Here is a 15,328-nt window from a genome sequence, read left to right as displayed (position 1 = left end):
ATCTAGTTTTGAAGGAATATGCCTTCATAGTTTGGTGATGATGGCAGAGAGGTCACACCCGTTCCCATACCGAACACGGAAGTTAAGCTCTCTAGCGCCGATGGTAGTTGGGACCTTGTCCCTGTGAGAGTAGGACGTCGCCAAGCAATTAAAGCACGAGTCAATTGACTCGTGCTTTTTTATTTCCTAAGAAATAGGGAATTGTTCGCCCAATAAAAATAGTAAAACATAGTAAGGAATTTTTTTGGCAGAAATCCCTAAAAATTGATAAATAAATGGATAATCTTCAGAGGCATAGCTTCCTAATAAGTCGTACCACCAGTCAGTCTCATAGCGAGAAATCATACTTAAATTATAGAGCAATAAATAATGTGTGAGCGGTTCTGGTAGGAATGATTTATAATTTCTTACATCTTTAGTTATTGGCAAATAATAAGTGTTTGTATTGCAATCATAAGACAGAGGTGTAGTGTATAAAGGATTCCATGTTTTTGTGGGAGCTGAAAATAACAAATCAGATTCAATGGTTTCATTTGGTGTGTATCGTATAAAAAGATGTTTACAAGATGCCTCTATGTAACGAGAAAAACGCTCTTGTGTCATATGTAAGCGATCAAGTACGCTAGAAGGAAATGAAATATGATGTTCATCTATCGTATTAATTTCATATAAAATTTGCTCTTTTTGACTATGTTGAAATAACTTTTTTAATTCAGGGATTTTCCCCATTAGTTCTAGCATAATAAACTTTTCGGCCTCTAAGTGTTTCATGTGAAACATTCGTTCTGCCACATGGGCAAATAGTCCATTTTTCTGTATTTTAACTTCATCTTCTAAAAATTGATACCCTTGTTTTTTTCGTTTACGTGTTGTTACTCCATGTGCTAAGACTGTTGTTGATTCTGGGTAGTTTGGATCAACGGTTAATAAGCATGCTTTTAAAAATTGACTCATTCCATAAAATAACAACATAGGTTGAATAGAAAAAGGTGCAGTTTTACATAATTCATAATAGCTTTTTCCATGTTCTAAGTAATAAATAAAAGGATAACAATTTTCAAAGCTTTTTTTTTCGGCATGTTCAATTGGTAATTTTTCATAACAGCGGGCAAGATAACGCTGTACATGTTGGGATGAAAAAAAGAAACTTAACTGTTGCCAAGTATAAGATGTATGATGCATATATTACGCTCCTTTTATTATCTAAAAATTCTAACATATATGTACTTTCTTGACAGTATTTTAACCAATTGTTAAGCTACTAATAATAATTTCTGGTATCATGGGGGGAACAATTATGTGGGAATCTAAATTTGTTAAAGAAGGTTTGACATTCGATGATGTATTACTTGTACCAGCGAAGTCAGATGTATTGCCAAGAGAAGTAAGTGTTAAAACAGTTCTATCTGAAAGCTTACAGTTAAACATTCCTTTAATTAGTGCAGGGATGGATACAGTTACAGAAGCTGATATGGCTATTGCAATGGCACGTCAAGGTGGTTTAGGGATTATTCATAAGAATATGTCAATCGAGCAACAAGCTGAGCAGGTTGATAAAGTAAAACGCTCTGAAAGTGGCGTTATCTCAGATCCTTTCTTTTTAACGCCAGAACATCAAGTATATGATGCAGAACATCTTATGGGAAAATATCGTATCTCAGGTGTACCAATTGTAAATAATTTAGACGAGCAAAAATTAGTTGGTATTATTACAAACCGCGATATGCGTTTTATCCAAGACTATTCCATCAAAATTTCCGATGTGATGACAAAAGAACAATTGATTACAGCTCCAGTTGGTACTACGCTAGAAGAGGCTGAAAAGATCCTACAGAAATATAAAATTGAAAAGCTCCCTCTTGTTGATAATAACGGTGTATTACAAGGGCTTATCACAATTAAAGATATTGAAAAAGTAATTGAGTTCCCAAACTCTGCAAAAGATAAACAAGGTCGTTTATTAGTTGGAGCAGCAGTTGGGGTAACTGCAGATGCTATGCTTCGTATCGATGCATTAGTAAAAGCAAATGTAGACGTAATTGTACTGGATACAGCTCATGGACATTCTCAAGGTGTTATTGAGAAAGTAAAAGAAGTTCGTGCAAAATATCCAGCATTAAACATTATTGCAGGTAACGTTGCCACAGCTGAAGCAACACGTGCATTAATCGAAGCGGGTGCAAATGTTATCAAAGTTGGTATTGGACCAGGTTCTATTTGTACAACACGCGTTGTAGCTGGCGTTGGTGTACCACAATTAACAGCAGTATATGATTGTGCGACAGAAGCTCGTAAGCACGGTATCCCAGTCATTGCAGATGGTGGTATTAAATACTCCGGTGATATGGTAAAAGCGTTAGCAGCAGGCGCACACGTTGTAATGCTTGGTAGTATGTTTGCTGGTGTAGCAGAAAGCCCAGGAGAAACTGAAATTTACCAAGGTCGCCAATTTAAAGTATACCGTGGTATGGGTTCTGTTGGAGCGATGGAAAAAGGAAGTAAAGATCGTTACTTCCAAGAAGGAAACAAAAAACTTGTTCCAGAAGGTATCGAGGGCCGTGTACCATATAAAGGACCTTTAGCTGATACAGTTCATCAATTAGTTGGTGGATTACGTGCTGGTATGGGTTATTGCGGAGCGAATGACTTAGAATTCTTACGTGAAAATGCACAATTTATTCGTATGTCAGGTGCTGGTTTACGCGAAAGTCACCCACATCACGTACAAATTACAAAAGAGGCTCCAAATTACTCTTTATAATGTCTTATATGTAAATAGATGGAGATTTGATATCTCTGTCTATTTTTTTTTGATTATGTTAGAATAACGGTTATGTGAGTACAAAGATATTGGGGGTAACAAAAGTGAAAGGTATGTTTTGCAAGCGATTCATTGCAATGGTAACCGTGCTTACACTATTTTGCAGCATGTTTGTTACATATGGCAGTGCATCAGCGGAAACAGGTGCTGCTTTAAATGTGGAAGCTAGCGCAGCAATTTTAGTAGAAGCAGATTCTGGGAAAATTTTATATCAAAAAAATGCAGATGAATTATTGGCGATTGCTAGTATGACAAAGATGATGAGTGAATACTTAGTACATGAAGCAGTGGATAAAGGGAAACTTAAGTGGGACCAAAAGGTTAAAGTTTCTGAATATGCATATAAGATTTCACAAGATCGCTCATTATCAAACGTTCCATTAGAAAATGGAGGCTCTTATACGGTAAAAGAGTTGTACGAGGCAATGGCAATCTATTCTGCAAACGGTGCAACAATTGCTTTAGCTGAAGCAGTTGCAGGTAAAGAAGCAGAATTTGTAAAAATGATGAATGATCAGGCAAAAGAGTTTGGATTGAAAAACTATAAATTCGTAAACTCTACAGGCTTAACAAACAAAGATTTAAAAGGACAACATCCTGAAGGTACAACACCGGATGAAGAAAATAAAATGTCTGCGAAGGATGTTGCTATTTTAGCACAACATCTTATTCAAGATTTTCCGAAGGTGTTAGATACAGCGAAAATTTCAAAAAAAATATTTCGTGAAAACAAAGAGAAAATTGAAATGCCTAACTGGAACTGGATGTTAAAAGGATTAATTAAGGAATATGAAGGTGTAGATGGTTTGAAAACAGGATCTACTCCAGAAGCTGGCCATTGTTTTACAGGTACTGCTGAAAGAAATGGTATGCGTTTAATTTCTGTAGTTATTAACACAAGTTCTCATACGGCACGCTTTGATGAAACAAAGAAACTTTTTGATTACGGATTCACAAATTTTGATGTAAAAAAAGTGTATCCAAAGGGTTCGGCAGTAAAAGGACATGAAACTGTACGAGTAGAAAATGCAAAAGATAAAGATGTAACCGTTCAGACGAAACAAGCTGTTACACTTCCAATGTTAAAAGGAAGTAAAGATGTATATAAAACGGAATTTAAAGATATAGCTAAAGAAAAAGAAGCACCAATCAAAAAGGGTACAGCACTCGGTCAAATGGTTGTATCACCTAAAGATAATAATGACCCTGGATTTTTATCAGGTAAATCATTGCAAGTAGACCTTGTTACAAAAGCAGAAGTAGAAAAAGCAAACTGGTTTGTACGCTCTATGCGTGGTGTTGGTTCTTTCTTTAGCGGTATTTGGAATAGTGCTGTTGATACAGTAAAAGGTTGGTTTTAAGAGCTCCTCATTGTAGGAGCTTTTTTTTATTCCTATTTTTCATACCGACTTTATGAAAAAGTAGTGGACAAGCCTCTAATAGTTAGTGGTAGAATGTAAGAGTATTCTCAATTTTCGCCGTTAATGGGGAAAAGCAATTCACCTAGGGGGGTTTTTGTACATGACAAATGTAACAGGGACAGAACGTGTAAAACGTGGAATGGCAGAAATGCAAAAAGGCGGCGTTATTATGGACGTAGTTAACGCTGAGCAAGCAAAAATTGCAGAAGAAGCAGGCGCAGTTGCTGTTATGGCACTAGAGCGTGTTCCTGCAGATATTCGTGCAGCAGGTGGCGTTGCGCGTATGGCAGATCCAACAATCGTTGAAGAGGTTATGGGTGCTGTATCAATTCCAGTTATGGCAAAATGCCGTATTGGTCACCTTGTGGAAGCACGTGTACTAGAATCATTAGGAGTAGACTACATTGATGAGAGTGAAGTATTAACTCCAGCTGATGAAGTATACCATTTAAATAAACGTGATTACACTGTTCCATTTGTATGTGGATGCCGTGATATCGGAGAAGCAGCACGTCGTATTGCAGAAGGTGCATCTATGCTTCGTACAAAAGGAGAGCCTGGAACAGGAAACATTGTAGAAGCGGTACGTCATATGCGTCAAGTAAACGCAGAAATTCGTCAAGTTGCGAGCCTACGTGAGGACGAATTAATGACATATGCAAAAAATACGGGTGCTCCTTATGAAGTGTTACTTGAAATCAAACGTCTTGGTCGTTTGCCGGTTGTAAACTTTGCAGCGGGTGGTGTAGCAACACCAGCAGATGCTGCATTAATGATGCAACTTGGTGCAGATGGTGTGTTCGTAGGATCTGGTATCTTCAAATCAGAAAACCCAGAGAAATTTGCACGTGCAATTGTTGAAGCAACGACACATTATGAAGATTATGAGTTAATTGCAAGCCTTTCTAAAGGATTAGGTACTGCAATGAAGGGTGTCGAAATTTCAACATTATTACCAGAACAACGCATGCAAGAACGCGGTTGGTAATTAAAGGAGATTTTGAAATGGTTAAAGTCGGTGTATTAGGTCTTCAAGGAGCTGTTCGTGAGCATGTAAAGTCAGTTGAAGCAAGTGGTGCAGAAGCTGTCATTGTAAAACGTGTAGAACAACTTGAAGAAATTGATGGTCTTATTTTACCAGGCGGTGAAAGTACAACAATGCGCCGTCTTATTGATAAGTACGATTTTATGGAATCACTTCGCGAATTTGCGAAATCTGGTAAACCGATGTTTGGTACATGTGCAGGTATGATTTTACTTGCAAACAACCTTATTGGTTATGAAGAATCCCATATTGGCGCTATGGATATTACAGTTGAACGTAATGCGTTTGGACGCCAAAAGGATAGCTTTGAAGCTGCTCTTTCGATAAAAGGTGTAGGAGAAGAATTCATTGGCGTATTTATTCGTGCTCCATACGTTGTTAGTGTAGGGGATAACGTAGAAATTCTTTCTATGCACAACGATCGAATGGTAGCAGTAAGACAAGGACCATTTTTAGCAGCTTCTTTCCACCCGGAGTTAACGGATGATCATCGTGTTACAGCATATTTTGTGCAAATGGTAAAAGAGGCAAAAATGAAAAAAGTTGTATAAGTAACTTGCAACTTGTTTAAGATTATAGTAAATTGATGGTAACAATTTTATAAAATAAACGTGTTGATAGGAAGTAGTAACAAATCGTGTTTTTTATAGAGAGTCGGTGGCTGGTGGAAACCGATAGAAACAGTTTGTGAATCCATCCTGGAATGAAATGTGGAATATCTTTATGATTAGTAAGCATTTCCGGTGAAGAGTCGTTAATTCTACTTGAGAGGAAAGCAATATTGCTTTCAACTAGGGTGGCAACGCGGGTTAACTCCCGTCCCTTTTTATAGGGACGGGAGTTTTTTGTATTTTATAAAGTAAAAGGAGGAATATAAAATGCTTGATATTAAATTTTTACGTGCGAATTTTGAAGAAGTAAAAGCAAAATTACAGCATAGAGGCGAAGACTTAACTGACTTTGGTCGTTTTGAAGAATTGGATATAAGAAGAAGAGAATTACTTGTTCAAACAGAAGAGTTAAAAAGCAAGCGTAATGAAGTATCTCAGCAGATTTCTGTATTAAAACGTGAAAAGAAAGATGCAGAATCTTTAATTTTAGAGATGCGTGAAGTAGGAGAAAAGGTGAAAAATCTTGATGATGAACTTCGCTCAGTTGAAGCAGACCTAGAAAGATTAATGCTTTCTATTCCGAATATCCCTCATGAATCTGCACCAATTGGTGACACAGAAGATGATAATGTAGTGGCTCGTACTTGGGGAGAGGTAAAAGAATTTAATTTTGAACCAAAACCTCACTGGGATCTTGCAACTGATTTAGGAATTTTAGACTTTGAACGTGCTGCTAAAGTAACGGGAAGCCGTTTTGTATTTTCTAAAGGGGCAGGTGCAAAATTAGAACGTGCTTTAGTTAGCTTTATGCTTGATCTTCATACAGAAGAACATGGATATGAAGAAGTGTTACCTCCATATATGGTAAACCGTGCAAGTATGACGGGGACAGGACAGCTTCCAAAATTTGAAGAAGATGCGTTCCGTATTGAAAGTGAAGACTACTTCTTGATTCCTACAGCTGAGGTGCCTGTAACAAATATGCATCGTGATGAAATTTTAAGTGTAGATCAATTGCCAATTCGTTATGCAGCATTTAGTGCATGCTTCCGTTCTGAAGCAGGATCAGCTGGACGCGATACACGTGGTTTAATTCGTCAGCATCAATTTAACAAAGTGGAACTTGTGAAATTTGTAAAACCAGAAGATTCTTATGAAGAATTAGAAAAGTTAACAAATGATGCAGAACGCGTGTTACAATTATTAGGTCTACCATATCGCGTTATGAGTATGTGTACTGGAGATTTAGGATTTACAGCAGCGAAGAAATACGATATCGAAGTATGGATTCCAAGTTATGGAACATATCGTGAGATTTCTTCTTGTAGTAATTTCGAAGCATTCCAAGCAAGACGTGCAAATATTCGTTTCCGTCGTGAGCCAAATGCAAAACCAGAACATGTTCATACAATAAATGGATCTGGACTTGCAATTGGACGTACGATTGCAGCTATTCTAGAAAATTACCAACAAGAAGATGGTACAATTATAATTCCAGAAGTTCTTCGCCCTTATATGGGAGGAAAAACAGTTATTAAATAAATTAAAATTTTCATCGGTATGAGTGTTGTCAATAAAGTAAATTTAGGAAAAGGAAGAGTTTTTTCTTTTCCTATAATTTATTATGAGTGGACTTGACTAACTGTTTTTCTTTTGATATTATATTTGATGTCAATATGGAGGTATACCCAAGTCTGGCTGAAGGGATCGGTCTTGAAAACCGACAGGCGGCGAGAGTCGCGCGGGGGTTCGAATCCCTCTACCTCCTCCAGATATAATTGACAACAGCGCATATAAGTGGAGATTGGAGAACTCGTTACCAACACGTAACGAGTTTTTATTTTAAAACCAATCAGAAAGTATGATGTAAGATAGCGAGCTATCTTATAAAACACTCATATTCCGATGATTATCTTCATAGATATGAAAGGAGTCAACATGGATCTTATTATACAAACATTTCCTTTAGATGGAAAAACCCTATACTACGTACAATGTCCAGTCTGTAAGAACAATAGAATTTTAAATAGTGGTGCAAACGTATCACGTATTATAAGCGATGATACATTCCGTAAACTTTGTGGTTGTACTTGTAATGTGAAACAAGAAGCAAAAAAAGTAGAGGCACCAAAAAAAGCCGAGAAACAGGCTGTGAAAAAAGAAGCAGCTCCAAAACGTACTGGTAAAGTATTAACAGCAATTATTAATGGGAAAGAAATGACTGTTAAAGAAATTGCTGAGGCATATGATATTAGTACAAGTACAGTTCGTCAGCGTATTAATGCTGGAAAACCAGAGAGCGAAATTATTGCTCCAACAAAAAAGAAAAAATGAGTGAATAGGAAAACCCGTGCATATGCACGGGTTTTTATTTTACAAGTTTACGTGTTTGCTTTAAAAAATGTCCAATTTTCTTAATGATTGGTTCGATCGAGTTTTCATCTTTTAAAATATCGTATTCATTAATATTTAAGCGTAGGACAGGACATGAATTAAAATTATTAATCCAATTTTCATAACGTCCGTGCATTTCTTGCCAATATTCAATTGGTGTTTGTTGTTCCATTGGGCGACCACGTTCTTGAATACGACTGACAATATCATCAAAAGAACCTTCTAAGTAGATTAATAAATCTGGATGAGGGAAGTACGGCGTCATAACCATTGCATCGAACAGCCCTTTGTATGTTTCATAATCCGTTTCTGTCATTGTTCCTTTTTCATGATGCATTTTTGCAAAAATGCCAGTATCTTCATAGATAGAGCGATCCTGTACAAATCCACCACCATATTCAAAAATTCGTTTTTGTTCTTTAAATCTTTCTGCTAAAAAATAAACTTGTAAGTGAAAGCTCCAGCGCGTGAAATCAGCATAGAACTTATCTAAATATGGATTTGAATCCACTTTTTCAAATGATGTACGGTAACCTAACGCATTGGCAAGTGCAGTTGTCATAGTTGATTTACCAACGCCAACTGTACCAGCAATGGTAATGACTGCATCATTTGGAATATCATACTTTTGCCTTAAATTCATTGCTATTTCGTTCCCTTCGAGAGTGTATTTTGGAGAGTGGATAAAATTATATTTAAGTCGTCACTATTCTTCACAAAATCCATGTTATCTCCATTGAATTTTAACACCGGAATATCTGGATGGTCCTTTTTAAAGGCAGCCATTGCTGTTTCGTAATCTTTGGTAAGTTGTAGTAAGTAATTTGGATCCATGTTTTTCTCAAATTCACGTCCGCGCATTGCAATTCGTTTTTGTAATGTTTCTAAACTTGCTGTTAAATATACAATGACATTTGGCACGGGCATATCTTGCGTAAGGATACGATAAATTTGCATGTATTTTTCATATTGAGCATCTTTTAACGTACGAGATGCAAAAATTAAATTTTTAAATATATGGTAATCTGCTACCACTGGCTTACGCTGATTTAAGTATTTTATATTAATGTCTTCCAATTGCTTATAGCGATTACAAAGAAAGAACATTTCTGTTTGAAAACTCCATTCTTCAATGTTTTCATAAAACTTACCTAAGAAAGGATTTTCATCAACAATTTCTTTTAATAAGTGGAGTTGCATGTGAGTTGAAATTTCCTTCGCTAGTGAAGTTTTTCCAACACCGATTGGTCCTTCAACCGTAATAAATGGTACTCCGGTCACGCTGTTTCCTCCTTTCAATTCATAATTTCCTGTAAATAAAAAGCACAAAACAGAATAATTGTAGCATAAGAGGGAAGCGAGCGGACTAATTTGTCATAAAAAGTTGGAAAATCGACGCATACTATTCCCATTTTAATTGAAGGGAGGGTGTAATGTTCGCTTTCAATGTTGTTTCCATAATTTTTAAAGCGTGTTTATTATCTTGGTCAGAGTTAGAAGCAGTACAATCTTGAGGGACATATAGTGTGTAGTTTCTCATATGAGCATCATTAGCTGTAAAGAGGACACATATGTTTCCCGCAATCCCTGTTATGATAAGTTTTTCAACTTTTAAATGTCCTAATAAAGAATTTAATGGAGTTTCATAAAATGCTGAATAATGTGGTTTAATAAAAACATAATCATCTGAACTAGGAGCAATTGCTTGTATAATATTTTTGCTATAATCATTTGTACAATTACTAATAAGTTGATCGATATCAGCTCTCCATAGTTGATAATGATCGTTAATATAAATAACAGGATAACCATTCATTTTCATTGTTCGTTTTAAGTGTAAAATAGGTTCTATCATCATTTGGCATTTTTGCGCAAGGATTGGTCCGTGGGAGAATTGGAAGTCGTTAATCATGTCAATAATGAGCAATGCGGTATTTTTCATATGTAATCACCCTTTCTTTTTCTTTAGATTGGATTGAATGTGTGAAAGTTATCCTGCACCTGTAAGGAGAAGTATAAATGAATAGTATGTATATGAATATAAATTGAAAAAACGACATAAGGCTTTTGGGGGCGGGAGAGGGGATCTAAACATGCGTAGAAGCAGCCAGATTCTCTTACTACCTTATGCTAAGTGGAAACAAAAGGATAAAATGAGTGAAGGTTCTTTTTTGTTCTGCGTAGTAGGGAATTATATGTCCAATGGTAGTAGCCGGTTATAATACTTTATTTGTAATGAGAGGACTGTATTATGGAACAAGATATTTATTTTATGCAGCTTGCAATGGAAGAAGCGAAAAAAGCTGAAGAAATCCAAGAAGTTCCGATTGGGGCTGTTATTGTATTAGATGGAGAAGTAATCAGTGTTGCTCATAATTTAAGGGAGACAGAGCAACGATCCATTGCTCATGCAGAGTTATTAGCTATAGATGAAGCGTGTAAAAAGTTAGGTACGTGGCGTTTAGAAAATGCGACGTTATATGTTACATTAGAACCCTGTCCAATGTGTGCAGGGGGAATTGTTTTATCGCGTGTAAAACGTGTCGTATATGGTGCGAGTGATCCGAAAGGTGGATGTGCAGGTACTTTAATGAATCTTTTAACAGATGAGCGCTTTAATCACCAATGTGAGGTAGTACCTGGTGTAATGGAAGAAGAATGTGGAGCACTGTTAACGAACTTCTTTAAGGAACTTCGTAAAAGAAGGAAAGAAAAGAAGGGAAAATTGGATAAAAATACTGGTACCTAACATATTTGCAATTTATGAAGAAACAAGTTATACTGATAATGCCTTGGTTAAGGCAACCGAATATTGGTTTTAACTTTGCCGTGCTAAGCGGGGAGGTAGCGGTGCCCTGTACTCGCAATCCGCTCTAGCGAGGCCGAATCCCTTCTCGAGGTTATGTTGCTGTAAGGCCTGCCTTAAGTAAGTGGTGTTGACGTTTGGGTCCTGCGCAACGGGACCCCGTGAACCTTGTCAGGTCCGGAAGGAAGCAGCAATAAGCGGGTCTTCTCGTGTGCCGCAGGAGTGCCTGAACCGAGCTAACTGCTTAAGTAACGCTTATGGTACGTAATCGACAGAAGGTGCACGGCAGTTATATATGTATACAAAACTCACCTTATATATAAGGTGAGTTTTTTGTATGGAAAATAACTTTTGGAATCTATAAACAGAATGGGTTATAATATACAAGATAATAACCTTTGAGGGAGGCCGTATTTTCGTGTCATACCAAGCGTTATACCGAACATGGAGACCGCAAAAGTTTGAAGATGTAGTCGGTCAAAAGCACGTAACAAAAACGTTGCAAAATGCCCTTCTTCAAGAAAAAGCTTCGCATGCTTATTTATTTTCCGGACCGAGAGGAACCGGTAAAACTACAATTGCAAAAGTATTTGCAAAGGCAATTAACTGTGAGCATGCTCCAGTAGCTGAACCTTGTAACGAATGCCCTTCGTGTTTAGGCATTACACAAGGGTCTATTTCGGATGTGTTAGAAATTGATGCGGCTTCAAATAACGGTGTAGATGAAATTCGAGATATAAGAGATAAAGTAAAGTATGCCCCAAGTGCAGTCAGATATAAAGTATACATTATTGATGAGGTTCACATGCTTTCGATGGGAGCTTTTAATGCGCTTTTAAAGACGTTAGAAGAGCCACCACAACATGTTATCTTTATTTTGGCAACAACAGAGCCACATAAAATTCCACCTACAATCATTTCTCGCTGTCAACGCTTTGAATTTCGAAAAATATCAGTACATGATATTGTAGAGAGATTAGCAACAGTTGTTACAAATGAAGGTACAAAGGTAGAAGATGAAGCATTGCAAATTGTTGCTCGTGCTGCTGAAGGTGGTATGCGTGATGCGCTCAGTCTGATCGACCAAGCTATTTCTTATAGTGATGAAATTGTTACGACTGAGGACGTTTTAGCGGTAACAGGTTCTGTTTCTCAGCAATATTTAGGTAATCTTGTAGAATGTATACAGGAGAATGATGTATCAAGAGCGTTGCGTATTATTGATGATATGATGAGTAAAGGAAAAGACCCAGTTCGTTTTATGGAAGATTTCATTTACTATTATCGTGATATGCTTTTATATCAAACTTCACCACAGCTAGAACATATGTTAGAACGAGTGGTTGTAGATGAGCAGTTCCGTATGCTAAGTGAAACGATGCAACCTGAGATCATTTATGAAATTATTCATACGCTCAGCAAGGGGCAACAGGAAATGAAGTGGACAAATCATCCGCGAATTTTCCTAGAGGTTGTAATGGTGCAACTTTGTCAGCAATTTATGATGCAGGCAAATGGAACAGACCGTCTGCAAGCAATTATGAACAGAATGCAACAATTAGAAAAAGAATTAGAACAAGTGAAGAAAAATGGTGTGCCAGCTAGTGTAGGGCAAGAAGTAAGAGAGACGCGTACTGCACCAAAACCTGTGCGGACAGGGAGCATGAAAATCCCTGTTGGACGCGTACATGAAGTATTAAAGCAGGCAAAACGCCAAGATTTAGAACAGCTAAAAGGCGTATGGGGTGAGCTATTAGGGAGACTTAAATCCTATAATAAAGTGGCTTTTGCTGTATTATTAGAGAATAGTGAACCAGTTGCAGCTTCTGCAGATTCTTATGTTTTGGCTTTCCAATATGAGATACATTGCAAAATGGCAAGTGAAAATCGTGACGCGATGGATACCGTAGAACAAGTTCTTTTTGAATTGCTCAGCAAAAGGTTGAATATGATTGCAATTCCGAAGAGTGAGTGGGGGAAAATACGCGAAGAATTTTTACAACGTGAAGGTGGAAATTCAGAAGAAGCTGCAGAACAAAAAGTAGATCCCCTTGTAGAAGAGGCGGTAAAATTAGTAGGGCAACAACTTATTGAAATAAAAGAATAACAACAATTAGGAGGAATTTATTATGATGCGTGGCGGAATGGGAAATATGAATAACATGATGAAACAAATGCAAAAAATGCAAAAACAAATGGCGAAAGCACAAGAGGAACTTGGTGAAAAAACAGTTGAAGGTACAGCTGGTGGCGGAATGGTTACCGTTATCGCAAATGGTCACAAGCAAATTCTTGATGTGAAAATTAAAGAAGAAGTTGTAGATCCAGAAGATATTGAAATGTTACAAGACCTTGTGTTAGCTGCAACAAATGATGCGCTTAAGCAAGCTGAGGAACTTTCAAACTCTACAATGGGACAATTCACAAAAGGTTTAAACTTACCAGGTGGAATGTTCTAGTAGGAGGATATTGACACATGCATTATCCAGAACCGATTTCAAAGCTTATAGATAGCTTTATGAAGTTGCCAGGGATTGGTCCGAAAACGGCTGTTCGATTGGCGTTCTTTGTACTAGATATGAAAGAAGATGACGTACTAGACTTTGCTAAATCACTCGTAAATGCAAAGCGAAATTTAACATACTGCTCTGTTTGTGGACATATTACAGATCGGGATCCTTGTTATATTTGCGATGATTCACATCGCGACCAATCAGTTGTTTGTGTTGTACAAGAAGCGAAAGATGTAATCGCGATGGAAAAAATGAAAGAATATCAGGGTGTCTATCATGTGCTTCGTGGTGCAATCTCACCAATGGAAGGAATCGGCCCAGAGGATATTAATATTCCACAATTATTAAAAAGACTACAAGATGAAACTGTACAAGAAGTTATTTTAGCGACGAACCCAAATATTGAAGGGGAAGCTACAGCGATGTATATTTCCCGCCTCTTAAAACCGACAGGTATTAAAGTAACTCGTATTGCGCATGGTCTTCCCGTTGGTGGGGATTTAGAATATGCGGATGAAGTAACATTATCGAAGGCTCTAGAAGGCCGTAGAGAAGTATAAGAGGAGAAATCAAAATGTTTTTTCAAAAAAAGGGAAAGTTGCGAAAAGAATATGATGATAAGCTAATTGCTGTATTGGAAAAAGTGAAGAATGAGTGGTTGCGTCAAAAAAGAATGGTAGAACAAAGTGTTGAACCATCTCAGGATGTACTGTGTTCTTTGAAATTAGCAGAAGCAAAATATTTTTTCTTACTAAAAGAAGCAAAAAGACGCCCAGTAAAAATGGAACAATGGTAAAAGACCCTGGTTTTGAAACTAGGGTTTTTTTATTCTGTAAAAGCTTGATTAGTGAGGGCTGATAATCAGTGGGGGTGAAGAAAACCCCTACTGATTAAAGTTGTACTTTATGTAATTGAACGGTATTTTTTGTTCCCTTGTCCCATACATATAGAGTGTATAAGTTATATAAGGAGGGGGAGCATGAATTCTACATTCGTTATTGGTGGGATCCTTACTTTTGTATTTGTTTTGCTGATCTTTGGAGCTTCAATGAAACCATTGCAATTTATAGGTAAGATGTTTGTTAAAGTAATAATAGGTGTAGTACTATTGTTTGCGGTTAATGTGGTTGGAACGTATTTTGGTTTTCATATTCCGATTAACCTTGGTACGGCTTCTGTTTCTAGTATTTTGGGAATACCGGGTATTTGTGCTTTGGTTATCATTAAGTTGTATATAATGCCAGGATGAAAATCATTTTGGCATTTATTTTAAAAAGATGAAGAATAGTGTTGACTTATTGATTATTAATGTGGTAAATTAATAAGCGTCGTCAACAACGAAAGAAAAAATAAGTTGACGAACTGATTAAGAAATGCTATATTATAAAAGTCGCTGAAACGCGATGTTGAACTTTGAAAACTAAACGAAACAAACAACGTGAAACGTCAATTTTTATTTTAGATGCTAGACAAACTTTATTGGAGAGTTTGATCCTGGCTCAGGATGAACGCTGGCGGCGTGCCTAATACATGCAAGTCGAGCGAACCGATTAAGAGCTTGCTCTTATGAAGTTAGCGGCGGACGGGTGAGTAACACGTGGGTAACCTGCCCATAAGACTGGGATAACTCCGGGAAACCGGGGCTAATACCGGATAATATTTTGCGCCTCATGGCGCAAAATTGAAAGGCGGCTTCGGCTGTCACTTATGGATGGAC

General features: G+C 37.2%; 16 protein-coding genes, 1 tRNA gene, 2 rRNA genes, 1 other RNA gene and 1 other annotated feature. Of the genes, 16 read left to right on the top strand and 4 right to left on the bottom strand.

Annotation, left to right across the window (positions count from 1 at the left end):
* The first annotated feature begins 30 nt into the window (after positions 1-30).
* Positions 31-146: ribosomal RNA gene (rrf, locus tag KFD70_RS26975) — 5S ribosomal RNA — on the top strand.
* A 40-nt stretch (positions 147-186) separates the two neighbouring features.
* On the opposite strand, the gene KFD70_RS26970 is transcribed toward rrf, so the two are convergent.
* The gene (locus KFD70_RS26970) at positions 187-1,182 is read right to left on the bottom strand and encodes a YaaC family protein (protein ID WP_431613486.1); all 996 of its coding nucleotides are present in this window, start codon (positions 1,180-1,182) and stop codon (positions 187-189) included.
* Positions 1,183-1,297: 115 nt separating this feature from the next.
* Here KFD70_RS26970 and guaB point away from each other — a divergent pair, with 115 nt between their 5' ends.
* The 7 genes from guaB (at position 1,298) to KFD70_RS26935 (ending at position 8,232) form a co-directional block, all read left to right on the top strand.
* A complete protein-coding gene (gene guaB, locus KFD70_RS26965) occupies positions 1,298-2,761 on the top strand; it encodes an IMP dehydrogenase (RefSeq protein WP_336454411.1) in 1,464 nt (487 codons plus the stop codon).
* A gap of 104 nt (positions 2,762-2,865) precedes the next feature.
* Positions 2,866-4,182: a serine hydrolase gene (locus tag KFD70_RS26960; protein WP_336454410.1), complete on the top strand. Its 1,317-nt coding sequence runs from the start codon at positions 2,866-2,868 to the stop codon at positions 4,180-4,182.
* Between the two features lie 160 nt (positions 4,183-4,342).
* Complete coding sequence (gene pdxS / locus KFD70_RS26955) at positions 4,343-5,230, top strand: pyridoxal 5'-phosphate synthase lyase subunit PdxS (RefSeq protein WP_017150471.1); 888 nt, start codon at positions 4,343-4,345, stop codon at positions 5,228-5,230.
* A gap of 17 nt (positions 5,231-5,247) precedes the next feature.
* Entirely contained in the window at positions 5,248-5,838 is a 591-nt protein-coding gene (gene pdxT, locus KFD70_RS26950) for a pyridoxal 5'-phosphate synthase glutaminase subunit PdxT (protein ID WP_336454409.1), read from the top strand.
* Between the two features lie 54 nt (positions 5,839-5,892).
* Positions 5,893-6,114, top strand: a binding site (T-box leader).
* A 51-nt stretch (positions 6,115-6,165) separates the two neighbouring features.
* Positions 6,166-7,440, top strand: coding sequence for a serine--tRNA ligase (gene serS, locus KFD70_RS26945; RefSeq protein ID WP_336454408.1), 1,275 nt, complete (start codon positions 6,166-6,168; stop codon positions 7,438-7,440).
* Positions 7,441-7,576: 136 nt separating this feature from the next.
* Positions 7,577-7,669: transfer RNA gene (locus KFD70_RS26940), tRNA-Ser, on the top strand.
* Positions 7,670-7,836: 167 nt separating this feature from the next.
* Positions 7,837-8,232 (top strand): sigma factor-like helix-turn-helix DNA-binding protein, encoded by a 396-nt coding sequence (locus KFD70_RS26935; RefSeq protein ID WP_336454407.1) that lies wholly within the window; start codon positions 7,837-7,839, stop codon positions 8,230-8,232.
* Positions 8,233-8,266: 34 nt separating this feature from the next.
* On the opposite strand, the gene KFD70_RS26930 is transcribed toward KFD70_RS26935, so the two are convergent.
* The 3 genes from KFD70_RS26930 to KFD70_RS26920 form a co-directional block, all read right to left on the bottom strand.
* Entirely contained in the window at positions 8,267-8,935 is a 669-nt protein-coding gene (locus tag KFD70_RS26930; RefSeq protein WP_336454406.1) for a deoxynucleoside kinase, read from the bottom strand.
* A 2-nt stretch (positions 8,936-8,937) separates the two neighbouring features.
* Positions 8,938-9,573, bottom strand: coding sequence for a deoxynucleoside kinase (locus tag KFD70_RS26925; protein ID WP_336454405.1), 636 nt, complete (start codon positions 9,571-9,573; stop codon positions 8,938-8,940).
* 121 nt (positions 9,574-9,694) lie between these two features.
* On the bottom strand, positions 9,695-10,234 hold the full coding sequence (locus KFD70_RS26920) for a cysteine hydrolase family protein (RefSeq protein ID WP_431613485.1): 540 nt from the start codon (positions 10,232-10,234) through the stop codon (positions 9,695-9,697).
* Between the two features lie 309 nt (positions 10,235-10,543).
* On the opposite strand from KFD70_RS26920, the gene tadA reads away from it, so the two are divergent.
* The 8 genes from tadA to KFD70_RS26880 form a co-directional block, all read left to right on the top strand.
* The gene (gene tadA / locus KFD70_RS26915; RefSeq protein ID WP_336454403.1) at positions 10,544-11,041 is read left to right on the top strand and encodes a tRNA adenosine(34) deaminase TadA; all 498 of its coding nucleotides are present in this window, start codon (positions 10,544-10,546) and stop codon (positions 11,039-11,041) included.
* Between the two features lie 78 nt (positions 11,042-11,119).
* An RNA gene (ffs, locus tag KFD70_RS26910) (signal recognition particle sRNA large type) lies at positions 11,120-11,384 on the top strand.
* Between the two features lie 132 nt (positions 11,385-11,516).
* On the top strand, positions 11,517-13,205 hold the full coding sequence (gene dnaX, locus KFD70_RS26905) for a DNA polymerase III subunit gamma/tau (protein ID WP_336454402.1): 1,689 nt from the start codon (positions 11,517-11,519) through the stop codon (positions 13,203-13,205).
* Positions 13,206-13,230: 25 nt separating this feature from the next.
* The gene (locus KFD70_RS26900; RefSeq protein WP_174103805.1) at positions 13,231-13,557 is read left to right on the top strand and encodes a YbaB/EbfC family nucleoid-associated protein; all 327 of its coding nucleotides are present in this window, start codon (positions 13,231-13,233) and stop codon (positions 13,555-13,557) included.
* A gap of 17 nt (positions 13,558-13,574) precedes the next feature.
* Positions 13,575-14,171: a recombination protein RecR gene (gene recR / locus KFD70_RS26895; RefSeq protein WP_017150461.1), complete on the top strand. Its 597-nt coding sequence runs from the start codon at positions 13,575-13,577 to the stop codon at positions 14,169-14,171.
* Between the two features lie 14 nt (positions 14,172-14,185).
* On the top strand, positions 14,186-14,407 hold the full coding sequence (locus tag KFD70_RS26890) for a YaaL family protein (protein WP_174103792.1): 222 nt from the start codon (positions 14,186-14,188) through the stop codon (positions 14,405-14,407).
* Positions 14,408-14,590: 183 nt separating this feature from the next.
* On the top strand, positions 14,591-14,860 hold the full coding sequence (locus tag KFD70_RS26885) for a pro-sigmaK processing inhibitor BofA family protein (RefSeq protein WP_336454401.1): 270 nt from the start codon (positions 14,591-14,593) through the stop codon (positions 14,858-14,860).
* A 227-nt stretch (positions 14,861-15,087) separates the two neighbouring features.
* Positions 15,088-15,328, top strand: a 16S ribosomal RNA gene (locus tag KFD70_RS26880); the annotation flags it as partial.

Source organism: Bacillus pfraonensis (genome assembly GCF_050768835.1).
Lineage (GTDB): Bacteria > Bacillota > Bacilli > Bacillales > Bacillaceae_G > Bacillus_A > Bacillus_A pfraonensis.
This window is presented reverse-complemented; position numbering and strand designations above follow the sequence as displayed.